The sequence below is a fragment of the Salinimicrobium profundisediminis genome (assembly GCF_026241755.1).
Lineage (GTDB): Bacteria > Bacteroidota > Bacteroidia > Flavobacteriales > Flavobacteriaceae > Salinimicrobium > Salinimicrobium profundisediminis.
Map to the genome: position 1 here is coordinate 76928 of NZ_JAPJDA010000014.1, position 24944 is coordinate 101871.

The 24944-nt window shown below is 41.5% G+C and carries 13 protein-coding genes; 2 read left to right on the plus strand and 11 right to left on the minus strand.

Features of this window, described 5'->3' with window-relative positions; genetic code table 11:
- Positions 1 to 47 precede the first annotated feature (47 nt).
- The 5 genes from OQ279_RS09935 to OQ279_RS09955 form a co-directional block, all read right to left on the minus strand.
- Positions 48 to 1160, minus strand: a complete 1113-nt coding sequence (locus OQ279_RS09935) for a glycoside hydrolase family 16 protein (protein ID WP_266069708.1) — start codon at positions 1158 to 1160, stop codon at positions 48 to 50.
- Positions 1161 to 1314: 154 nt separating this feature from the next.
- Complete coding sequence (locus tag OQ279_RS09940; RefSeq protein ID WP_266069709.1) at positions 1315 to 2154, minus strand: hypothetical protein; 840 nt, start codon at positions 2152 to 2154, stop codon at positions 1315 to 1317.
- Positions 2155 to 2184: 30 nt separating this feature from the next.
- Positions 2185 to 3894 carry a RagB/SusD family nutrient uptake outer membrane protein gene (locus tag OQ279_RS09945; protein WP_266069710.1) on the minus strand — a complete coding sequence of 570 codons (1710 nt, stop codon included), beginning with the start codon at positions 3892 to 3894 and terminating at the stop codon, positions 2185 to 2187.
- Between the two features lie 18 nt (positions 3895 to 3912).
- Positions 3913 to 7122, minus strand: coding sequence for a SusC/RagA family TonB-linked outer membrane protein (locus tag OQ279_RS09950; RefSeq protein ID WP_266069711.1), 3210 nt, complete (start codon positions 7120 to 7122; stop codon positions 3913 to 3915).
- A 371-nt stretch (positions 7123 to 7493) separates the two neighbouring features.
- Positions 7494 to 10226: a triple tyrosine motif-containing protein gene (locus OQ279_RS09955; RefSeq protein WP_266069712.1), complete on the minus strand. Its 2733-nt coding sequence runs from the start codon at positions 10224 to 10226 to the stop codon at positions 7494 to 7496.
- A gap of 461 nt (positions 10227 to 10687) precedes the next feature.
- Here OQ279_RS09955 and OQ279_RS09960 point away from each other — a divergent pair, with 461 nt between their 5' ends.
- Together OQ279_RS09960 and OQ279_RS09965 are read left to right on the plus strand one after the other, a co-directional pair.
- Entirely contained in the window at positions 10688 to 14239 is a 3552-nt protein-coding gene (locus OQ279_RS09960; protein WP_266069713.1) for a ShlB/FhaC/HecB family hemolysin secretion/activation protein, read from the plus strand.
- Between the two features lie 107 nt (positions 14240 to 14346).
- Positions 14347 to 15123 (plus strand): SDR family NAD(P)-dependent oxidoreductase, encoded by a 777-nt coding sequence (locus OQ279_RS09965; RefSeq protein ID WP_266069714.1) that lies wholly within the window; start codon positions 14347 to 14349, stop codon positions 15121 to 15123.
- 187 nt (positions 15124 to 15310) lie between these two features.
- On the opposite strand, the gene OQ279_RS09970 is transcribed toward OQ279_RS09965, so the two are convergent.
- The 6 genes from OQ279_RS09970 to OQ279_RS09995 form a co-directional block, all read right to left on the minus strand.
- Complete coding sequence (locus OQ279_RS09970) at positions 15311 to 15880, minus strand: lipid-binding SYLF domain-containing protein (RefSeq protein ID WP_266069715.1); 570 nt, start codon at positions 15878 to 15880, stop codon at positions 15311 to 15313.
- A gap of 162 nt (positions 15881 to 16042) precedes the next feature.
- Positions 16043 to 17344, minus strand: a complete 1302-nt coding sequence (locus OQ279_RS09975) for a serine hydrolase domain-containing protein (protein WP_266069716.1) — start codon at positions 17342 to 17344, stop codon at positions 16043 to 16045.
- An 87-nt stretch (positions 17345 to 17431) separates the two neighbouring features.
- The gene (locus tag OQ279_RS09980) at positions 17432 to 18877 is read right to left on the minus strand and encodes a cellulase family glycosylhydrolase (RefSeq protein ID WP_266069717.1); all 1446 of its coding nucleotides are present in this window, start codon (positions 18875 to 18877) and stop codon (positions 17432 to 17434) included.
- 18 nt (positions 18878 to 18895) lie between these two features.
- Complete coding sequence (locus OQ279_RS09985) at positions 18896 to 20407, minus strand: alpha-L-fucosidase (protein ID WP_266069718.1); 1512 nt, start codon at positions 20405 to 20407, stop codon at positions 18896 to 18898.
- Positions 20408 to 20499: 92 nt separating this feature from the next.
- A complete protein-coding gene (locus OQ279_RS09990) occupies positions 20500 to 22752 on the minus strand; it encodes a glycoside hydrolase family 3 C-terminal domain-containing protein (RefSeq protein WP_266069719.1) in 2253 nt (750 codons plus the stop codon).
- Between the two features lie 7 nt (positions 22753 to 22759).
- A complete protein-coding gene (locus OQ279_RS09995; protein WP_266069720.1) occupies positions 22760 to 24928 on the minus strand; it encodes a glycoside hydrolase family 3 C-terminal domain-containing protein in 2169 nt (722 codons plus the stop codon).
- Positions 24929 to 24944 lie beyond the last annotated feature (16 nt).

The window sequence follows — 24944 nt, forward strand, 5'->3', positions numbered from 1 at the left end:
TTATCTGTGATATAATGTTTTGTTATTTGTAAAACTTATTTGTTCTTTTAGTTTTGATATACCCTCACGTAATCAACTTCCATAGTTGATGACTCAAAGTCGGGGTCGATTGAGAACCAACTTCCACCCATCGCAACATTTAATATCAAAAACTGACTGGCATTAAAGGGCCAGGTATCACTATTTTTGTTTGCCGGTTTATAGGTATAATGAATATTCCCATCAACTGAAAAGACAATTTCATAGTTATCCCATTCCACCGCATAAACGTGAAATGCCGTGGAAACATCATCAATTTTTTGACTTCCATGGTTAACTGTGTTTCCAGAACTAGAAGGGGTGTGTAGGGCGCTTTGAACGGTCGCATGATTATGCCCCCAATGTTCCATAATGTCTATCTCACCACAAGCAGGCCATCCCACTGTTGAAATATTTGAACCCAACATCCATATTGCTGGCCAGGTACCTTCCCCTTTTGGCAGTTTTGCCTTAACTTCAACTCTGCCATAAGTAAAATCAAATTTACCCTTTGTTAACAGGCGAGCCGAAGTATATTTTGATCCCAGATATTCTTCTTTTTTGGCAGTGATTTTTAGGACACCTCCTTCTATTTTTACATTTTCTGATCTTTTGGTGTAGTATTGTTTCTCTCCGTTTCCCCAGCCATTACTTCCGGTACCTATTTCATAGCCCCACTTTGTTTCGTCTGGATTTCCATCTGTATCAAATTCATCAGAGAAAACAAGCTTATCAAACGCTGGACGCTGAACGAGAATTTCTATTTTCTTTGAGAGGGAAGCAAAATCGTTTGTCTTGGAGTAAGCATAGACATAGACTGTGTAACTGTTCGTCTCCCGTTTTGTATAAGTGTATTCTACAGTCCCGGTTGTATTTGTGACAACATCTCCATTTCCAAACTTAAATTCATATCTAATCGCATCTGTAGCTTTTGCTACACACTTGATTACACCCGATCCATCTCCAAGCGGATTATCTTCATTAGCTCCAACTATTGTGACATCAAGCGTAAGATTGGAAGGAATAATTTCTACTACCTCAGGAGTTGGTGAATCAACATCATCATTACCCTCAGAACAAGATAATAGTAGTCCTAACCCTATAAATATTATAGGATTACAGTATTTAAAAAAAATTCTCATAATAGACTGGAATAGATCCTTTTGATTAAAAAGAGGGCAAGTTTGCCCTCTTTTTAATCATGACCTTTATAAAGGAAAAGGACATTATTTAAAACAGGCAGCAGTTTTGTTTTAATAGACTCCATTTATTATAAACTGCTAACATTTTATTTCATCATTCGCCTGCAGCATCTGAATCACCAGAGTCTTCAGATCCCTCAGGTTTAAACACCCAGGTCCAACCAGAATCACCTGCGGCGGTGAGTGGCTGATACAGAACCAACTCGTCTTCGGTTAAAGAGACTATCTCATAAACACCTGCAGGATTACCCCTACCTTGTTCATCACCTAAAATTTTACTATCATTAATAATCAATTTTTGGTTCGCAACATCAAGAATAAAGCTACCTAATTGCCCTTCGGCGGTTTCATCTGCATAGTAAGTGAAATTAGCTGCCCCATCTAAATCAAATTTCATTTTCCCAGCAGCATCAACGGGAGGGCAGCAGGTTCCTGCAGCATTCCACCAAGCAGTCCAGGCACCACCTTTACTATTAGGAGGAGACATAAACCACCAAAGTCCACCATCGGGTTCCGGACCTCCATCAAAAACCCAGGTTTTACCGGCTGCTGTTTCCTCACTAACAAGATCATACCAATCCTGGTCTAATCTGTGATCAAGAGTGTCTATCTGAATATCAATTGTTTTTGTAAAAAATTCTTTTCCCAAAGTTCCTACATAAGTAAAGGTAGATGTTCCGGGAATAGGATAGATAACTGTCGTCTCATGGGTAAGAGCTTTCCCCAGGTTATAGTTCCAATATCCGGTAACACCGGGTGTCACCATTTCTAATGTAATTTTATTACCTCCCGTAGTACTTTGAGAAGCTACTAATTCTACACCTTCAACACTGGCCGTGTTATGCAACTCTTGTTCATCTACTTCTGGTTCGCACCCCGAGAATAACAGAACAAAAGCAGCAATAAACAGAATGCCTATTTTATTAATTTTCATCTCTTTATATTTTAATATTTATAATGTATTCTACCAACCTGGGTTTTGTTCATAAACACCATTAGATAATCTAATTTCAGTTTCTGGTATTGGAACCAAACCTTTGGTTTCAGGTCTATAGTTAACCTGATAAGTAGCAGGTGTTCCCGAATTGTTTACGTTGAGGGTATAATTAAATGCTGACTCAACATCTCCCCATCGTACTAGATCAAACCAACGAAGACCTTCAAAGGCAAATTCGTGCAAACGTTCTTGTTTTAAAGCTTCTAAAGAGTAACCTACTGGGTCCAAGCCTGCTCTGGCACGCACCGCATTCATTCCTTCCGCAGTACCTGTGATTTCGGAATGCATCAATAACACATCAGCATAACGCATGAAGATAAAATCCTGCGCATGCATTAATTGATAATCTGCGTTACCCCAATTATACAATTGTACAAACATCCCCTGTACAGTACCTTCCTCATTTGGATACTGTAAAGCTGTATATTTCTTATTGTACAATCCAGTTCCATGCTCTTGATTACCAGGAGCAGACCAACCTTCGGTTCCCTGATCAGGATTTCCTACTTCCAAAATAGAACCTACTTTTCTTGGGTCATCATCATCCCAATTGCTCCACAACTGTGGGTTTACAGTCATCCAGCCCCAACCTTCTCCAAAAGGAACTAAAGACTGGCCACGTATAGAACCATATAGGGTTAACCTGTTTGTATATATATTTCCATTATCCCAATCCCAGTCACCAAAGGAAAATCTTTGTGCAAACATAGTCTCATAATTTCCTGTACCAAAAGTTGGGTTAGCTCCATCCTGACCTACCCACTCCAAATTCTCTTCTGCAGCCCAGGGCAAAACAGGTGCTCCTGCAGCTATATTTACATAGGAGTATGGCCAAAGGTTTCTGAAATCTGAAGCCAATGCATAGCCACTGTTATTGATGACATCCTCTAAATAAGCAGCGACCTCTGAAGCACCTAAAGATCCTCCATCAACTAAAGGCAATTCATTAGTTGAGGTTTCGTTCATGTGGGTCATATATCCTGTATAAAATAAATATACACGGCCCATATAAGCTTCTGCAACCCATTTATTTGCATGTCCATAACTGGCTGTGGGAATAGTTGGGAAAGGAGTATCAGGTAAAGTTTCAATAGCCATCTTCAGATCAGAAGCTATTTGTGCAAAAGTTTCTGTATACCCCGCTCTCGGCAGATCTTTAGGGCCTACAATAGTAGTTATTAGAGGTACACCACCAAAGAATTTTGCCAATCTAAAATAGTAGAATGCCCTCATAAAATAGGCTTCCCCTATTGCTTGATTTTTGAATTGCTGCGCTTCCTCGGGGCTACTAAAAAATGAAGAAAAATCGGCATCAACTGTTTTTTCAATAATAGCATTGGTTCTTGCAATACCATTGTAAGATTGAACCCAGGTATCTCGATAAGTGTCTTCTGCAGGGTCAATAAAATTATCAATCCTTTTAGCCGCTGCATCATCTGGACCACCCCCGCCTAACATCATATCAGACATTAGGTTTGCTGCAATTGGTTCACTACCCTCTGGGGTAACAACATATAATGCATTGTAAACACCGGCCATAGCCTCCTCAATATCGGTAGGAGTGCTATAATAAGTCTCCAAACTTTTTCCGTAGATATTATCTGTATCCAAATAATCCTCACACCCCACAGCCATAAGTAGCGTTGAGAGAACAATAAAATATTTTATTTTTTTCATAATTCTATTTTTTTAAAATTAAAAGTCAACACCCAAACCAAACATTACTGTTCTTGCCTGTGGATACAATCCAAGATCTATACCTGAAGCCCAACTGGCATCATGCCCAAACCGTACCTCTGGATCCATTCCGTCATAACTTGTGAACGTGTATAAGTTATTTACTGAAACATATGCATTAAGGTTTTTTATCGCCATAGATTCAAACATATTCCCGAAATCATATCCTACAGTTAAGTTATTAATTCTTAAATAATCTGCATCATGCATGAAGATATCAGAAATAAACTGAGTATTTCTGTTTGAAGTATAACTTAGTCGTGGAAGTGTATTCGAAGTACCTTCACCATGCCAACGGTCGAAAATAGAGGTTGTATAGTTCTGAGTAAATTGATCGGAAAAAGAACGATATGATTGCATTACCTGCATTCCAAATTTTCCTGAAAGAGTGGCATTGGCGTAAATTCCTTTATACTCTACATTTAATTGAATACCTGCTTCAAAATCTGGATTAGGATCTCCCAGGAAGGTCTTATCCTGCTCATCAATTACACCGTCTTGGTTTTGATCTACAAAACGGACATCACCCGGGCGCTGATCATTAAAATAAGGATCCCCATTGGGGCCAACATAGGCATCAACTTCATCCTGGTTTTGTAAAATTCCATCGGCCTGGTATCCATAGAATACACCTATTGGTTGCCCCACCTGAACTCTCGAAATAGATGAAGTTCCCTGTGATAGAACATGGCTTGGACCGTGAATTATACCTTCTGCATTGGCTATTCTTGTAACCTCATTTTTATTATGTGTACCAGTCAAAGTAACACCATAATTGAAATCACCAAAACTATCATTCCAGTTTATAACGAGTTCAATACCTGAGTTTTGAATATCACCTCCATTAATAAATGGTGCAGCTGCTCCAGAAGTTCCTTGAATAGGTGCTTCTAAGAGCCAGTCTTTGGTAGTTTTTTTATACCAATCAAAAGTTAAACCAAGTCTCGAATTGAACATACGGGCATCTAAACCAAAGTTTAACTGTTCTGAAGTTTCCCAGGTAACATCAGGATTTGTAACTCTTTCTGGATAAGCTGTTACACCTGAAACTGGTTTTGTGTCCCCAAAGAAATATCCCGGGAAGACATATGCAATTTGTGAGGAGTAAATGAAATTAGGGATTGACTGGTTTCCGTTTTGTCCCCAGCTCGCTCTTAGTTTTGCAAAATTAATAACGTCTGAAGTATCTGTCATAAAATCTTCTTCTGTCAATACCCAACCTGCAGATACTGAAGGGAAAGTTCCCCACCTGTTACCTTCTGCAAAGTTTGAAGATCCATCAACACGTACTGTTGCATTAAAAAGATACTTTTCTCTATAATTGTATTGGGCTCTAGCCATGTAAGACATTAAACCACCTCCACCGGCAGCCCAGTCTGCACCCCAGGCATTTATATCGCTGATACTTTCAGGGTTCTTAGTGTTGTTTACATAAGCGTATTTAGGATTTCCGGGAAATAAGAGATTGTTCCTTGACCCGCCTACTTCATTATTGATTTGGTTTTGAAGTAATTCTGTACCAACTAAAGCATTTATTTCATGATCACCTATACGAAAATCGTATGACAGAGTATTTGACCATGTCCAGTCATTCCCAAAGTACTGACTTTGTTGAGCCCCATCCACCTCAGCCTGATAAAGCACACCTAAATGATAAGTAGGATTCATTGATCTATTATGTCCAAACCAGGCGTTAGTACCATAAGAAGACCTAAATTTCAAATCAATTATTGGTTCTATCTCTAAAAATACATTCCCGGTAATGTTATTTCCCTTACCGTAGTTATAATTATGACGATAATACATGACAGCTAAAGGATTGGTTTGATTAGTACTTATACCGTCTAAGGTTGGTGTAAAACCAAATTCATTGATATTATTATCAATTGCCGGCTGCCAGTATGCAGGCATTAAGGGATTTTGAACCAGTGCATTGTGCAAATCGTTATAATAAATATTCCCGGCTGCGACACTTCTGTTTTCTGTGTTGGTATAAGTGAAGTTTTCACCTATTGTAATAATAGCGTGATCAGCATTCTTTTTTAACACCATTTCAGTATTCAATCTTGCTGTAAATCTTTTGAATCCTGCATCGGTAATATTACCACCTATCATACCTTCCTGGTTTAAATATGAAGCTCCTATAGAATAGATGATATCTTCGCTACCTCCGGTTATGTTTATTGCGTGGCTCCTAACAGGTGCATCTTCCTGTGTCATTTCATCTATCCAGTTGGTTCCTTCCCAACCGTTTTGAAGGTTATCCCAAATTTCCTGACCTAACTGTGTTCCCAGCCCAGGGTAGTTTTTCTCTAACCAACTATTATTTTGAAGAAGGGCTTGCCAGTTAGTTGGTGCCAGTCCATCATTAACCCGTCCTTCATCCATAATATACATATACTCCTGCGCATTTAAAGGATCTAAATTTTTGTATATGTTCTGAATACCATAATAGGTGTCGTAACTAATTTGGGCAGCTCTGTTTCTGCGTCCTTTTACAGTAGTTACCAAAACAACACCGTTTGCTGCCCGAGATCCATAAATGGCCGCTGATGCCGCATCTTTTAACACATTTATAGATCCGATATCTGAGGGGTTCAAATAATCTATATTACCTACAGCAACACCATCAACTATGTACAAAGGATCTGAATTTCCTATAGTTCCCAAACCACGAATCGTGATCCTTGTTCCGGCTCCTGGAGCCCCACTATTCCTTGTTACACTAACCCCTGCAACGACACCCTGAAGTGCTTCCATGGCCGTACCGGGATTAAGAGCAGCAATATCTTCTCCTTCAACATTACTGGTGGCCCCTGTGACTAATGCACTCTTTTGGGTACCATAACCTACCACCACAACTTCATCCAAAGCTGCAGCATCTTGCATTAAAGTAATTAGAACTTCGTTCGCATCTCCTACAATTACTTCTTGTGTCTCATAACCAACATAAGAAATAAGCAGAACGTCACCCCGGGCTGCTTCAATAGAAAAGTTTCCGTCAAAATCGGTGAGTGTGCCAGTGGAGGTCCCCTCAATAATAACATTGGCCCCAGGTAAAGGGATCCCCGACTCATCAACCACAGTACCGGTTATTACCTCCGTTTGGGCCCAGACAGAACCTACCACGAAAAGAAATAACATCATTAAGTAATTTTTGATTTTCATTGATTGTTAATTTTAGTTGTTAGTGCATTTTAAAAATCTGGAGGAAAATGTAATTCCAAATCGAAATCGATTTCGGATTATGATAATCTGAATCTCCATAGCTCTCAATTATGAAATCTGACAGCATCGAAAAAAAAGACTTGTTAAAGTTATGTTACTAATTTATTAAGAAAAGAGTAATAAAAACATAAAGTGCCTTTACAAAAAACCTACAACCTTAAAAAGATCAGTGTATAGATGCGAAAACAATAGAGAAAATCACGGTTGAAACAGAAAAACCTTAAATTACGGATAGGCACAAAAGAAAAGAAAATCAGGATTTTGTCAAAAATGTAGAGGTGTTGTAGAGGTAATTAATGGTCATGTTAAGGCTATAAATTCATAATATAGTCTGTTAAATTCGCCTCGCGCGGCAAATCCATCTTCTTCCTCAAACGATATCGCTTAATCTCTACACTCTTTACTGAAATATTTACCAGGGGAGCAATTTCTTTAGAAGAAAGATTTAATCGCAAATAAGCACAAAGGCGAAGGTCATTGGAAGTTAGCTCGGGGTGTTTGCTTTTAATCTTATCAAAAAATTCTTTATCTGCATTTTTAAAGGCTTCCTTGAACATCTTCCAGTTATCTTCTTCCCTCAACTCCCGATCAATTGTTCTTATCACCTTTTTCACTTGTGGATTGTCGGCTTCCTTAAGATCGGCTTTTAGGGAGGAAAGAAGTTCATTCTTCTTTATAATAGACATAGTAGAAGCTGCCAGCTGACTGTTCTTTTCCTGCATGTCCTTTTCTAAATGCTCTTTTTGAAGCCTGATGATTTCCTGTTCTGCCTCAAGGTTCTTCAACTTAAGGTTCCTCTCCCTTTCTTCTATGATCTTTTTATGTCTCCGGTTATAAGTGTAATGAATCACCACCAGCCCAAGAATAAAAAGCAACAGGTAAACAACAACGGCTAAATTGCTGTAAAACCAGGGTTTCGCAATAGTGAATTTATAGCTAAGGGTTTGAGTATCCCGGTCATTTATCCTTCCTTTTACCTCAAAGGTGTAGCTCCCTGCCGGGAGATTTTCAAAACTGGCAATACCACTTTGGTCCCACTGCGACCAGGCAGAGGAATAATTGAGAAGGCGATAACTGTATTCGGCCCTGGATAAGCTCTGGTACGCCGGAATGCTATAGACAAACCGAATGTTATTTACCTCGCTTTCCAGTTCCAGTTTACTATCCCCCAACTGCTGATAAGTGAAATTCTCTCTTTTGGAAGACGTGCTAACCGCATTGAGCATGAGCTCTCCCGATGGTATGTTGTCTACAGGCAGGGAAAACTCAATGTAACCTCCGTTAGATCCTACCAGGTAGCGGTTTTTACCTATCAATGAAATATTTTCAAACCCCTTGGTAATAATCCTGTTTTCTAATGGCAGGGGAACTTTTTGGGCAACAAGTTTTTGTTCAAAGGGATCCCTGTTTACGTAATACAGGTTGTCTTCTCCAAAAGTCCACCAGCTACCGTCGTCCAGTACCCGGGAAGCTCCACTTATTCTGTTGGTTGTACTACTAATTCTATTAAGATCGTTTTCTGCAGTAAATTCATTCAAATCGTTTTTGTACTTGTAAACCGAATCTTCTGTAGAAAAGTAAATTTGGTTTTCAAACCTGAAAATTTGAGGTCCGAGACCTGATTTTCCCGAAATCCCAAAATTTACCATAGCCTCAACTTCCGAATAAGCCTTATTGAGTTTCACACGAAAGATACCTCTGTGAAAATGGCTCATCCACAAGGTTGAGTCGTTCTCTATTATCATGTGCTGTACAGAAAGGTCAAAGTCATCTAAATAATCAGCTTCTTCATTTAGAGCATTATCTTCAAAGTAACTTAAGCCGTTGTAGTGCCCCTGAATAATTCCTGCGCCAATTTCTCCCATGGTCCAGGTTCCAAGCCCGTCCCATATGTGTATTGCCCTTGTTCCTTCAATTCTGAAAGTTCCCCGGTCATGGCCGGCATAAAGCTGACTATTCAGATAATTTAAGCTCCATACCTGCCCTGTAGTACCCGGGATTAGCTGATATGCTTCATTAGAGTTAGCATTTTTATAGTACAGCCCCTGATTGGTTCCCAGGTACATGATACCATCAACTTCCACGCTGCAATAGACAGTGCCGATCTTTCCAAAAGTATCCACGAAAATCCGGAAAGGGCTCTGTTTATTAATTACTGCAATCCCGTTATCCAATCCGCCCCAAACATTGCCTTCTTCATCCTCCATAACAGCCAGCATGGTATTATTAAGAAGAGAAGGTTGAGACAAGTGATATTCCAACTTTCCTTCAAGATTGAGAATGTACAGTCCATCGCCAATACTACCCAAAGCTAAAGAGCCATCCTGGAGGTAGAGCGCTGAAAAGAAACTTTCGGAAATGGGATAACCTTCTACCGGAAAGGATTCCCAGGAATTATCAGAAATAGTAAATAGACCATCATCACGCGTTACTGCAAGAATTTTGTCGCCAGCGTATGGAAACAGTGCAATAATGGGTTTGTTCCTGATGGTTTCATTGTCTACCAAATTCCTACCAACTCCATCTTCAACAACAAAAAGACCTTTTTCGGCAACCTGGTAATATATTTTATCCTGCACCTTAAACAGGTTCGAAATATTATCTTCGGTAACTATGCTCATTACCTTTCCAGTTTCCTTGTTGAAGCTGTACAGGCGTTGATGGCTTTGAAAAATCACATGACTCCCAACTTCTTTTATATCCCAAAACTGTTCACCATCAATCAATTCCCCGCCAACAGCGTCTTTAAGAGAGTAGTACTTAAGCCTTCCATTTTCCTGTTGTTGCCAGTACCCAAACTCCATGTAAGACCCGGTATAAATGTGGCTAGACGAGGCCAGCACCGAGCGCACAGCTGTTTCTCCGGGAACTTTATATAAGTTCCAGTGCTCTCCGTCAAACTGAAGCAAACCGGCATTATTGGCTACATATATCTTTTTATCTTGCCCCTGGGAGATCATCCAGTTTTGGTTCCCGCCACCATATTCTCCTGGCGAATAATTGGTGACAGGTGGTAATTCCTGCCCCTTTACTATCAGGCTCAAAAAAAGGAGGATAAGGAGATATAAATTAGTTTTCACAAGAAGTCGCGGGTTCATTCAAACAAATATAACCTCATTTTGAGTCTAAGGAAATTTTTAGAGAGCATTTTGTAAAGCTCTACATCGCCCTCTACAGTTTTAGTCGGGAAGGGGTTGTTATGTCTCTTCCACACATTAATTAAGTTCTTACTGTTCCTGTACATCAACTTTTCCTATAGAAAAAGTGAGTTTTAAAAAATGTGTGGTGAATTTGTCATTTTTGAGACCTGAAGGTTAAGAATTCTTTTTGTAAAAGCCTCTCCATCTGTTATAAAGGGGTTAAATATCAACAGAGTGGGCAGATTTTTTTCGAAATTGAAGCTTTAGGTGAACTACTGCCCTTATTTTAAAACAGAATTCGTAAACCCATAATTTTCATGATCCATAAAATGGCATCTCCTCATCTCTTTTTGAGATTGCTTTGCATGTATACTTTCCTTTTGGTTTTTTGTTCATTTTCTGCTCTTGCACAGGAACAAAAACCCGATACCGAGGCTGTAAGCCGGGTTTTTTATATATTATCTAACACAGGGCCCGGTGCAAAAATGGCAACGCTACCACTATTTGAAAATGTGGTAAAGGCCTCTCAAAATGATGTTTCTGCGTCAATTCTTCTTCCCGGAAATATCACCCCGTCACATGGATTCCCAAAAGCAGAGCAAAAAAGACAGGAGACCAAAGAATTTCTTCGGAAGAACCTCCTGGAACCGCTCGATAATTTCAACGGAAATATCATTTTTACACCGGGAATAAATGAGTGGGCACCAGGATCACCACAAAGCCTTGATGACCTGGAAAGTTTCTTGCAGGACAATAGCAACGGGAAGTTTCTGCCCAATGATGGTTGCCCTGTGGAAGACATAGAAATTAATGATGAAATAGCCTTAATAATAGTAGATTCACAATGGTACCTGCAAGACTGGGACCACAGTAGTGATTACAATGTAGAGTGTGACATACGCACCAAAGAACGGTTCTTCACAGAGGTAAAAGATGCCTTAAAAGACAATTTTGAAAAGGTAAAGATCGTTGCAGTCCATCATCCCGTACTCACCGCCTCAACACCCGGTGCTTTCAACAGGATTTTCCCTTTTTTCCGGCAGGATTTTCAAAATCCGCTTTACCGTGAATTCAGGAAAAGCCTGGAAACCCTTGCCAGCCAATTTGACGATGTCATTTTTGTTTCGGGAAACGATGCCAACCTTCAGTATTTGCACAACGGCAGGAATCCGCAAATCATTAGTGCCACTGCTGCTGCTACAACACCTGCAAAAACTACCGGAGATGCTCTTTTTACTTCAGAAGAACCCGGATACGCCAAACTCACAGTATTCAAAAATGGCAGTTCTAGAATAGATTTTTTCAGCGTGAAACCTTCAGGGGAAGAATTGCTTTTCAGTAAAAAAATTCCGCAGGAAAGAAATACAAAGATAGAATTGGAAGGAGCAGCGTGGAAAAACCTGGGAGACACGTATTCGGCTTCCATTTATACTTCCGAAGAAACTCAGAAAAGCAGCTTTTACAGGTTTCTTTGGGGAGATCGTTACCGCAATGTTTACAATACCAAAATTGAAGTCCCGGTCTTACTGCTGGACACAATTTATGGCGGACTCACCCCCATAAAAGAAGGTGGCGGGCAGCAGTCACGCTCTATCAGGTTTATCAATGAAAATGATCATGAATACACATTACGGGCGCTTAGAAAGAGTGCGTCCCGCTACATACAGGCCGATTTAGCGCCCACTACTTTTATTGGCGACCGGGTAGATAATACCTATCCGCATCGCCTGGTTCTGGACTATTTCACCACTTCGCACCCATACGCAAAATTTGCGCTTGATAATTTTGCTGAAGCTCTTGACCTGCCGCACATAAAACCCCAGATTTACTACGTGCCCCGCCAACCTGCCCTGGAGATTCACAACGATGAATACGGCAATGAGCTTTACGAGTTACAGGCGCATGCGGGTAGTGAGAACAAATCTTTTGCGCAATTTGAGAAGCCGCAGGATATTTTAAGCAGCTTTGATCTCCTGGAAGAACTTCGGGAAGACCCGCAGGCCCGTGTTGATGAAAACGAATACCTCAAGGCCCGGCTTTTTGATATGTTGATTGGCGATTGGGACCGCCACCAGGACAACTGGCGCTGGGCTGAATATGAAGACGAAACCGGAAAAATTTACACGCCCATTCCACGGGACCGCGACCAGGCTTTTTCGAAATACGACGGGCCACTCATTAGGCTGATAAAACTGGCGGAACCAAGGCTTAGAAAAATGCAGACCTATGATGAAGATATTGACAGTATTAAATGGTTCAACTGGTCTGGCTACCCCTTAGATCTCCAGATACTTTACCAAACTAACTGGAAAAAATGGGAAGAGCAGGTTAGGCTGATTCAAAATGCTATAACCGATGAAGAAATTAAAAATGCTTTTGCTGAATTACCTGTGGAAGCACAAGACCAAACTATTGAAGAAATTAAACATAACCTGAAGGGTCGCAGGGAAAACCTGATGCGCATTGCCCGCGACTATTACGAGCACATCCAGGAGTTTAAGATCATTACAGGTACAGACGAAGATGAAGCCTTTGAGATTATAAGGAAAAGCAACGGCGAGACAGAAATTATCCAGAAGAGCGAAGGTGAAGAGATCTTTAGACACACCTATACTTCAGGCGAAACTGAAGACATCTGGATCTACGGAATGGCGGGTGACGACAGCTTTACCACTTCAGGAACTGGAGATGACCTCATAAATATCAAGGTGCTGGGTGGCCCGGGCAAAGACACTTTCAACTTTCAGAATAAGAAAAAAATAAAGCTCTACGACTTTAAAAGTTCCAAAAATGACATTTTACAACCCGGCTCCCGAAAGCTTCTGGTCGATTCTTACAAGATCAACAACTTCAACTATAAAAAATTTAAGTACAGCATTTTTAAAGCTGTACCCTATGTGAATTTTGAATCTGATGCAGGATTTACCCTCGGCGCCAAAACCATCTGGACAAAATATGGGCTGGTAAATAATCCTTTTCAGGCCCGGCACGAACTCCTCGCCAACTACTATTTTGCTAGCAATGGCTTTGCCGTAAGCTATAATGGTGAGTTTGCGCACCTGTTTTACAACTGGAATTTTGGTCTTACCGCCCGTTATACCAGCCCCAACTACGAAATGAATTATTTTGGCTCCGGGAGTGAGACTTTCTACGATAAAGATGAAGTTGACAGGGACTACAACCGGCTGAAGATCCAAAAATGGCATTTTTCACCTGCACTTATTTGGCGTAATGACACAGGCAGCGTATTTGATGTGAGAACCATACTCGAATCTTACAAAGTAGAATATGAAGCTTCGTCTTACCTCGGAGAAATATTAGCTCCCAAAAATGACATTTTTGACCAGCAATTTTACGCAGGTGCCGAAGCCAATTACCGGTTCTACAGCAAAAACACCAGGGCCTTTCCAAGTATGGGGTCCGATTTACGTCTTACTACTGGCTATAAAAAAAGCTTAGATGAGGCGAAAAATGAGTTTGGTTATGTGAAACCTTCGGTTTCCTTTAATTATCCCATTAGTGCAAATGGCTATATGGTATTTGCCACAAAACTGGGAGGGCAGGTGAATTTCGGGGAAGATTACGAAATCTATCACGCTGCCACAATAGGTGGTAATCATAGCTTACGCGGATATCGCAATCACCGTTTTAATGGAAAAGAGGCTTTTTATCACAGTACCGACGTGCGATCTGCTTTGGGCGTATGGGAAAATAAATTTATTCCCTTTGTTTATGGAGTGACGGCAGGTTTTGATTATGGAAGGGTGTGGATTCCCGGGGAAGATTCCCAACAATGGCATAGCAACTACGGAGGCTCTGTGTGGATAAGTGCCGGCCTTGCAGTGACGGGAAATATTGGCCTTTACCACGGTGGCGACGGCAATCGCTTGAGCGTGATGCTCAACTTTAAATATTAGCTCCAAAGCCGGTATAACAATTATCTTTTTGTTAACTGCGGCTTATAAATTTCCTTATTAGCTTGATAAGCTTGATAAGTTATTAAAAATCAACTAAAACTGAAGATATGGGAAAACTAGAAGGAAGAGTTGCACTTATTACCGGCTCCGATTCAGGAATTGGTAAGGCTACGGCTATTGAATTTGCAAAAGAGGGAGCAGATGTGGTGATCACCTATCATTCTGATGAAAAGGGAGCTAAAGATACCCTTCAAAAAGTTGAGGAAACAGGGAGAAAAGGGTTGCTGCTACAGGTAGATATTTCTGAAGAAAAAAATGTGGAAGAAATGTTTGACCGGGCCATAGAAAAATTCGGAAAGCTGCATATTCTTATGAACAATGCCGCGATTGACGGACAGGGGTTTAAAGTAGCTGAAATGCCTACCGAAAATTTCGATAAGGCTATTAAAACCAACCTTTATGGCACCTTTTTTTGCACCCGAAGGTTTATAAAAGAACTTCGGAAGCAGGGAACAAAAGGAAAAATTATCAATGTGAGCTCGGTTCACGAGGAAATTCCGGCTCCCGGAACCGCCGAATACTGTGCTTCTAAAGGAGCTGTACGCAACTTTAGCCGCGTGCTGGCACTGGAACTGGCCGAAGAAGGCATCAATGTTAACAACATAGCTCCCGGAATGATCCTTACTCCAATGAACCAGGAAGCCATAGACGACGAAGAGACGCGCAAGGAACAAGTAGCGCATGTTCCCATGAAACGTGCAGGAAAACCTTCAGAAATAGCGAAACTGGCAGTCTTCCTGGCCTCTTCAGACTCAGATTATGTTACCGGCTCTACTTATGTTATGGACGGCGGACTCATGCAAAACGTAGGGCAGGGAGCGTGATTTTAGTAGGCAGTGTTCAGTCTTCAGGCAGTCTTCAGGCACTTCAGTTTTTAAATAGATATAATCTTGTGTTTCTGCTTCAGAAGAATAAAATTAAATACGCTACATCTCTTTTAACAATCACAATTCAGCATAAAAAAACCGGATCATAAAAGATCCGGTTTTTAAAATATCATTTTAGGTACTTTTATTGGGCGGCGCGGTAATCAAATTCCTGACCACCTACAGAGATACCTGCCATGGCTCCGGCTTTAGGCATAATTGCTACTCCGGCACCATTTTCGAAAGTAATGGCTCCACCAGCTCCTTCATCCCAGATCACTGCAGATGCACTACCTCCAAATTCGAAATCTCCTTCTTTAAATTTATTTAGAGCTTCCTGGGTTTCAAAAACTATAAGCTCTCTAAAGGCTTTTCCTCCAAATTGGAATCCTACGTCAATTTGTCTAAGCTCTGTATATCCGGCAACCTGTCCGTTTTCATACACAATACCGTTTCCTGCTGCCCCACCAAGGATCCATGCTCCTTTCCCTACATTGGGAAAAATGGCATATCCGGCTGCATCATTGAGCATAGTCTCAAGTCTTGGATTTGCTCTCATAAATGCCATTTTAGCATCCATGGCATCAGATTTTATTACTTCGCGCTTCTCCATGTCCATGATTCTCTCCTGGTCCTGGGCAGTCACCTGTCCAGAGGCAAGAAGTAACATCAGAACTACTAGTCCGCTGTACAATTTGTAAGAAATTCTTTTCATAACTATATAATTTTTTATGGTTATGATCTTAAATTACAGAAATATACTCCCACAGACTGTTAACTGCACGTTATTTCACGAAATCTTAAGGAAAAAATCGCTGGTTGAAATCACCATTAAACATGAATTAAACCCTTAAACACCAGGTATTTAATACATTTACTAATCAGCAATACTGGATATAGCCATTTGCCTTAACTTCCAGGCGGTTTCATCCTGGGTGGCACCCTGGGTTTGCTTCATAATGATACCGATGAGATTTTCTTTGGGATCGGCAAAGTACTGGGTATTGAAGTAACCTCCCCAGTCAAAAGTACCCTCACTTCCTAACCCGCCGGTGCGCACTCCTTCTTTGTTGAGAACAGAAAATGCCAGCCCGTAATCCTTATTTTGATCTTTATAGAGTTCTTGTGCCTGGTCTTGCATAATAAGATCTACAGTGGTTCTGCTTAAGATCCTGTTTCCGTCAAGTTCACCTCCATTGATATACATTTGGAGGAAACGGGCATAATCTTCTGCTGTACTGGTGAGCCCTGCCCCGCCCGAAAAGAAGCTTTTTGCACCCTTTACAGGATATTCGGGATCGTAAAATGTTACAGGAAAATTCTGCCATTCTCCATTTACTTTGTGCTGCACACTAACCAGGCGATCGTTCTTATCATCATCATTGATATAAAACTGGGTATCCTGCATTCCTAGCGGATCAAAAATCCTTTCCTCTAAAAACTTGTCGAAAGGTTGACCTGAAACCTTTTCTATAAAATATCCCAGCACATCAAGGCTTTCACCGTAATGCCATTCTTCACCGGGAATCGCATATAGCGGCAAACCTGCAAGCTTTTTCACATTTTGGGCAATGCTTATCTCCTTTGTTGTATATAAATCTACCACTCCGGCCTTTGTGTATATCTTTTGTATTCTTTCATCAGAATCTATTCTTCCATATCCCAGGCCTGAGGTATGGGTGAGCAGTTGGCGGATGGTGATTTCCTTACCTGCAGGTTTGGTTGTGTAGGTAGTATCTTCCGCATTAAATGTAGCTATGATCTGAGGGTCTTTGAATTCAGGAATATATTTTGAAATGGGGTCGTCTAACCTGAATTTTCCTTCTTCCCATAACATCATTACCGCAGTTGAAGTTATTGCTTTAGTTTGTGATGCAATTCTAAAAATGTCATTTTTCTTCAACACTTTGCCCCCGGCATCGGCTTTTCCGAAGCTTTTATGATAAACGATATTCCCGTTTTTTGCTATTAGAACAACAGCTCCCGGAATTTCTTTTTCTGAAATTGCTTCAGTAATCATCTTATCAATCTTTTCCAGCCGTTCTTCACTAATCTCTATTTCTTCTTCGGAAGTTTGCTGAACAAGCGGGGAGTTCGAGTGATTTTGAGCTGATACCAAGTTGGCAACCAGAAGAAGCGCCAGAATAATCTTAGCCTGAAGTGTAGTCTTTAATAACATTTGGTCAAAATATATGAGAGAAGTAATTTAGTTAAAATTAACAATATTATCTTTTTAAAAAGCAGATTAGACAGTTTAAATTTATGGTTATTCTGTGCTCATTAAGGTCTTTAGCAGATCGGGATAAAGCACTGCTCCGGTCTCCCTGTCAAAAATGGCAAAACCAAGATCGTCTTCATCCCCATTGTCCCAGTAAATGGGTACCATCCCATGCTCCAGAGCTGCCTGGGTAACGTATTCAATGTAGTACTCGCGATATGCCTCATGCCCTTCAACTCCTTCTCTTTTCATAGCCCCATATTCGCCCATTATAACACCTACGCCTTTATCTATAAAGTTGTTCTTCATTTTCTGAAACTGGGAATTTACATAAGATTCATTGCCCCAGTCTTCAGATTTGGGTGCGTCTTCTCCCCACTGGTAAACAGTAGTTTCTTCATTTATCGTAAAGTTGTATGGATCATAGTAATGTACTTCCATAAACAATCGGTTTTCTACAACGTCTTCAGGGATCACTGCAAAATTTACGGTATGGTCAATATTCGTATTAAAACCCTGCACCACCAGGTGGCGATAGTGATTTCTTCCACCGGTTTCCCTAACCGCATCAACGAAAGTTTGATTAAAGCTGTTTTGTACTGTGTAATATTCTTCGGTTGGAGTGCCATAATCGTTTCCAAACATCACTTCATTAGTCCCGGCAAAAAGCAATTTGTCACCATAGTCTCTAAAATTAATCGCTATTTGTTGCCACATAGCGTCCAGGCGTGCATTGACATAATCCTGCTCCTCATATGTTGGCTGCATCCACCCACCATCCCAGTGAATGTTGATAATGGCATACATGTCATTGTCCAGCACATAATTTACCACTTCTTCAACGCGATTCATCCAGTTTTCCTGAATTATGAAATTTTCTGCATCCGAAAATTTACTCCATGCAACGGGAATTCGAACTGCGTTGAAGCCGGCAGCTTTTACCGAATCAATCAGCTTTTGGGTTACTACAGGATTTTGCCATGCAGTCTCCCCCCCAATGGCTTCAAGCGAGTTCCCAAGGTTCCAGCCAATCCCCATTTCATCTGAAAGCTGCACGCTACCTATCTCCCTCATCCCGGCATTATCTGGTGGAATAGACGCTTCCACCTGCTCATCGGGCGCTTCGGCTGCTTCCTGTGTTACCTGCACCTCATCAACAAGGTCTGAATCATTAGCCGTGATCGTTAAAGTTGCAGCCCTGGATTCTGTCAGCTCATTTGGCTTTGCAGTAACCTGTATATTCATATTTCCTTCAGAAGCAGTTTTAGACAGATTCAACCAATCTGGAGCTCCTGTTACTATCCAGCCAATGTTGCTGGTAATTTGCATGCCTTTTGTACCTCCTTCAGCATCAAATTCCATCAAAGCCGGGCTAACCTTCAAAGATGGCTCAACAATAACGGGATCGTTATTATCGTCCTGTGAACAGGAAGCAAATCCTGCCATGACAATAAACAGCAGGAATGTCCAGGTTGTAAATTTTGTTCTAAACATGGTTGAAATTTTTGGTTGTTATTTTCCCTTTGAAATCTTCACTACAAATGCTTTTTCATTAATCATATTTGCCAGAGTAGTAAGATGCAGCCCCTGTCCATCCAGTTTATATACTATTTCCCCGCCACCTAATACTGTAACAGCCTCAATTTGAGGTACATTTTCTCCCAGCACTTCTTCTGAAAAGGATTGTAGGGTAACATTTGCATTATTTCCCGGCCAGCCAAGAAAAATTGCATAGATATTATCTCCTTTTTGCGTGTAGCGCACATCCTGGGCAGTGTAATGCAATTTGTCAAGGAACATCCCCGATTTTTCCTGCTTTGTAGGCCCTTCTCCATATACTTCCCAGGTGCGTGTACCGTAAATTGCTTCGCCATTGGTTTCCAGCCACTGTCCTATTTCCAACAAGATTTCCTGCTGATTCTGCGGAATAATTCCGTTGGCTTTGGGCGAAACGTTCAACATCAAGGCTCCGTTCTTGCTCACGATATCTGCTAACAGATCGATAATTTCATTTGAAGTTTTCAAGCCAAGATCATTCGTGTAGCTCCAGCTACCCACAGATACGGTTTCATCGGTAAGCCAGAATTCCTCCGTTTTATCTTTCATTCTCCCTTTTTCCAGGTCTTCAAGACTCACAGATTTTGGCAGTTCTCCTTCCTTGTGTGTAATAACCACCTGCTTGCCCTCTGCTTCAGAATGGTTAAAATAGTAGGCTACAAATTGCCTTTTTAGGGAGTCTGGTAATTTATTCAGTTTACTGTCAAAATAGATGAGATCGGGGCTGTAGTTGTCAATGACTTCTTTTAACTCTCCTAGCCAGTTCCTGTAAAACTGTTCCTTCGGAATGTTGCCATACATGATAGACAGCAAAGAATCTTCGGAAGCAGTAGGTAATTCAGGATTATATGGGAAATAAGAAGTGTCATCAAGCCATTTAGTAGAATCCTGCTGAAAGATCTGAAGGCTCCTTGCCTTATGAAACGTAGCTACAAACTTCATATCGCGTTTCTTCAGTGCCTTTTCCATAGCTCCCACGATATCTTTTTTAGGACCCATATCTACAGAGTTCCAGGGATTAATCTCACTGTCCCAGTTAGACCAGCCGTCGTGATGAATGGCTACAATCCCGCCGAACTTCGCACCGGCTTTCTTCCAGAGTTCTGCCCACGCATCCGCATCAAATTCTTCAGCTTTGAACATGGGTACGTAATCGTGATAACCGAATTCTGAATGTGGCCCATAGGTTTCCACATGATGCTTATACTCATTGGTGCCTTCTATGTGCATATTCCGCGGGTACCAGTCATTAGCATAAGCCGGAACCGATAGCACACCCCAATGCGCATAGATCCCGAATTTGGCATCCTTAAACCATTCTGCAGTCTCATCATATTTCGCCAGCGAATCCCAGTCTGCAGTATATTTCTCCTGCTGAAGCTCTTCCCGCTTTTCCTGCTGATTGTTTTCGCCACAAGCCCATAACAGTAGCAGAGAAATAATAGCCGTTACTTTTAAGTATTTCATAATTTTATATTTCTTCCTGAAATGTTCCGTCATAACTTTCAGAAGTAGGGGCCCAAAAATGGCATTTTTGGACCCCCTTCCTGAAGTCATTCTTATTTAACCTCAACAACTACTTCCTGAAGAATATTTCTTGAAGAATTACCCAGCTTTAGTGTATAAGTTCCCGGTTCTACAGTCCATTTTCCAGAATTCATGTCGTAATAAGCCAGTTCCTTCACAGGAACATCAATGGTTACCATTTCGGTTTCACCTTTAGGTATCTTTGTTTTCTGAAAACCCTTAAGTTCCTGGGCCGCACGCTCTACTTTAGAATCTGATTTTGAAACATAAAGCTGCACTACTTCCTTTCCATCAAATTCTCCGATGTTCTTAACATCTACTGAAACCTTAATGGTTTCATCTCCTGCATAAGCTTCTTTCTTATCAACTTTGGCATTAGAAAATTCAAAATTTGTATAGGAAAGTCCGTACCCAAAAGGATAAAGCGGCTCAATGTTTTTGGTATCAAACCAACGGTAACCCACTAAAATTCCTTCATCGTAGGTAGCCACATCGCCTCCAGGAAAGCTGTTATTGGCATGAGCAGGAGAATCCTTAAGATCTTTAGGCATGGTCCAGGGAAGTTTTCCAGAAGGATTTACCTTTCCAAGAAGCACATCGGCCAGGGCATTCCCGCCTTCAGAACCATTGAACCAGCTCCACACGAGCGTAGAAGTTTGTTGTTCGATATTTTCAATATCAAAAGGAGCACCGGCAATCATCACCACGATAGTATTAGGATTGGCCTCCATTACCTTCGCAATCAATTCTTCCTGTCCAAAAGGCAGGTCAAGGCTTGCACGGTCTGAAGCTTCAGTTTCATAATCACGGTTAGATCCCGCAAAGATGATGGTAAGATCAGAATTCTTTGCAGCATTGACGGCTTCTTCCAACAGCTTTGGATCCAGCTCGTCGATGGTTACAGGTCCACTCAGGGTAATATCTCCAAATTTAGCTTTGTCTGTTTTTGAATACCGCTCCAGGTAACCCTGGGCATGGGTGATTTTTACAGATTCTGGCAATCTATTTTGAAGTCCTTCCAGAGGAGTCACCTCCCGTTTTGTCTTTACTCCGGCTCCAAATCCTCCCAGCGCATTTTTCTTTGTAGCGTTGTCCCCAATTACCGCAATGCTTTTTACGCCTTCAAGATTTAAAGGCAGCATATTTTTGTCATTTTTGAGTAGTATTACAGATTCTGAAGCAATATTATAAGCATCTTTAAAGTGTTGCTCAAAATCTCTGTTACCCTTAGCACGACCTGTAGTATCAATGCTTTTGATGTTATACATTAATCTTAGAACCCTTCTCACGTGTTTGTCTACTTCTTCTTCAGCAAGTTCTCCAGATTTTACAGCTGCGATAAGCGGATCGGCAAAATAGAATTCATTAAAAGGACCAGGGGTTCCCATCTCCACATCGGCTCCGGCCTTTAAAGCTTTTACTGTGCTGTGAATAGCGGCCCAGTCTGAGATCACAATTCCCTTAAAGCCCCATTCATCTCTTAGTACATCCTGAAGCATATATTCGCTTTCGTTTAAATAATCTCCACGAAATTTATTATAAGCTCCCATTACAGTGTAGGCGTGGGCATCTTTAATTGCGGCTTCAAATGCGGGAAGGTAGATCTCTCTTAGAGTACGTTCATCCATTTGAACATCTACAGTCCCACGATTGGTTTCCTGGTTGTTGGCTGCATAGTGTTTGATACTTACTGCTACATCATTCTCCTGAACCCCCACAATGTAAGGAACAGTGATTTGAGTGTTTAAAAATGGATCTTCAGAGAAATATTCATAAGTACGTCCACCCAGCGGAGTCCTAATAATGTTAAAAGCAGGAGCTAATAAAACATCTTTATTCCTGTCACGCGCCTCTGCGCCTATAACATCTCCAAAAGTGTGCGCCAGCTGTGGATTCCAGGTAGCCGAAAGACCTGCACCGGCCGGTAAATAAGTTGCAAAATCGTTATCCCATCCTGCAGGAGCCCAGGAGTCGCGGGAAATCTCCTCACGTATACCCAGCGGCCCATCGGCCATGGTTAGTTCGGGGATTCCCAGACGGGGAACGCCAGATGTGGCGAACATACTCGTCCCGTGCAGCATTCCTGCTTTTTCTTCAAGAGTCATTTGTGAGATCAATTTGGTGATCTCCTCTTCGTGGTCCATACTCATAGGTTTGCCCTCAAAAATGTCCTTTTCCTGAGAAGTTTCTGCAACAGCAATATCTCCTGCCTCCTTGCTATCATTACAAGCCGTGAAGCTTAAAATGCTGAAAATGCCCACTAATGGTAAAAATCTGTTTTTCATATGTATCTTATTTTTGTACAGGTAATTTTTTAGTTTGATAAATTTTATCTGAAGCGCCACCCACCTCAATTTCTATGTTTCCGTTTTCAAGTTGAAATTGTTGTGTTGCGACATTCCAGTATTTAAGATCTTCAGCCTTCAGCAGAACTTCAACTGTTTTAGTTTTTCCCGCCGGAACCAGCACACGCTTAAAACCCTTTAATTCTTTTACAGGTCTTTCTACGGAAGAATTTAAGTGCTTTACATAAAGCTGCACCACTTCCTCGCCATCCATTTTTCCGGTATTCCTAATCTTCACTTTTACGCTTGCAGTTTCACCATCCCGAAGGATGGTTTTATCTACCGCAAGATTTTCGTATGAGAAACTGGTATAACTTAATCCATGGCCAAAGGCATAGAGTGGGTCACCCTTAAAGTACATATACGTCCTTCCATTCCTGATGTTGTAATCCATCAAGGGCGGAAGATCTGTAATGCTTTTCACCCATGTTTGCGTAAGCCTCCCTGCCGGATTGTAATCTCCGAAAAGTACATCTGCCAAACCATTTCCAAGCTCCTGACTGTTCTGTGCCATATGCACAATTGCCGGAACATTTTCCTGTGTCCAGTTAATGGCATAAGGGAAACTACTTATGAGTACTGCTACAGTTCTTGGATTCGCCTGATGCACAACTTTTATGAGATCTTCGTATTCAAGGTTCATGGATTGACGATCTACAGATTCTTTGCCTTCACTCGGCACAGGACAATCTGCCCAACCGGCATCACAAACGGGGTGATTTCCAACAAGGACAATGGCCACATCTGCCTTCCTGGCTATTTCGGCAGCCTTGCCATCTGCATTATTTTTGGCAGTCAAAATCTCCACATTACTTCCTACTTTATTTCTAATGCCCTCCAGTGGAGTCACCCGGTACGGCGGAGTACCGCTATACCAGTCCAGTAAAACTTCATCTGCTCTATTACCAATTATCGCGATAGATTTGATCTTGTTTTTATTTAGTGGCAAAAGCCCCTCTTTTGGATCATTTTTCAGCAATACGATTGATTTTTGTGTAGCTTCGAGTGCCAGCTGCTTATGAGCTTCGGTAGTCCAGGGATCTATAGTGTCTTTTCCGGAGCCAATTTTCGCGTACGGATTTCCTTCCGAAGGATCCAGCATGCCCAGCCTCAGCATCACGCGGTAATTTCCGCGAAGGACTTCATCGATGTCGGCTTCGGTTAAGTAACCAAGGGCGATTGCGCCGTAAACTGCTTCTGTAAATTCATCCAGGAACTGATTAATGCCGGCTTTGATCACGGCAGCGGCTCCTAGGTACTTATCTTCGTAATATTTGTGGTCTGAAAGCAATAGCTTGAAAGCGCCACCGTCTGTGCAAATGATCCCATTCTGTCCCCATTCCTCTATAGTAATCTTTTTGAGCATGGGATGCACGGTAGCGGGAATACCATTTACCTTATTGTAAGCGGCCATATACGCGCGGGAACCTCCTTCTAAAATGCCCTTTTTGAAGGGTAAGGCGTAATATTCTCTCCACAATCGCTCATCAAAGTCTGAAGAAGTGTAGGTACGGCCATCTTCATTGGAGTTTGCGAGGAAGTGCTTCATCAAAGAAGCGGTTTGCCAGTAATTGGGATCGTTTCCCTGCAGTCCATTTACAAAAGCGACCGTAAGCTCACCTGCCAAAAATGCGTCTTCGCCATAACTTTCTTCGGTGCGGCCCCAGCGGGGATCACGTGCGAGATCTGCATTTGGTGCCCGCACTACAAGTCCGCCGTGGTTGTATTTCTGAAAGGCGTAGCGGGTCTCAAGACCTTCAGCTGCCGCTACTTTTTGGATCAATTCACGATCCCAGGTTTCCCCGAGTCCGTACGCCTGCGGAAAAGTTGTAGTGACCTGAACTTCCCGGTTTTTGCCTTCCCAACCGCCGGGACCTCCAAGTGCAAGCCCGTGAAGGCCTTCAACATGACCTGTTCCTTTGACTCCAAGCCGCGGCACTGCCGGATTCGTACTTAGAGCACTTACCTTTTCATCAAGCGTCATGAGAGACAGGAGGTTATCTATTCGCTCCTCTACACCCAACTCCGGATTCTGGAACGGGTATTCAAACGCCTGTTGTGCCCACAGCGGAAGTGCCGAAAAGAATGTAAGAATGTAAAACAGGTGCTTTCTCATGTTTTGTAATTTTCAA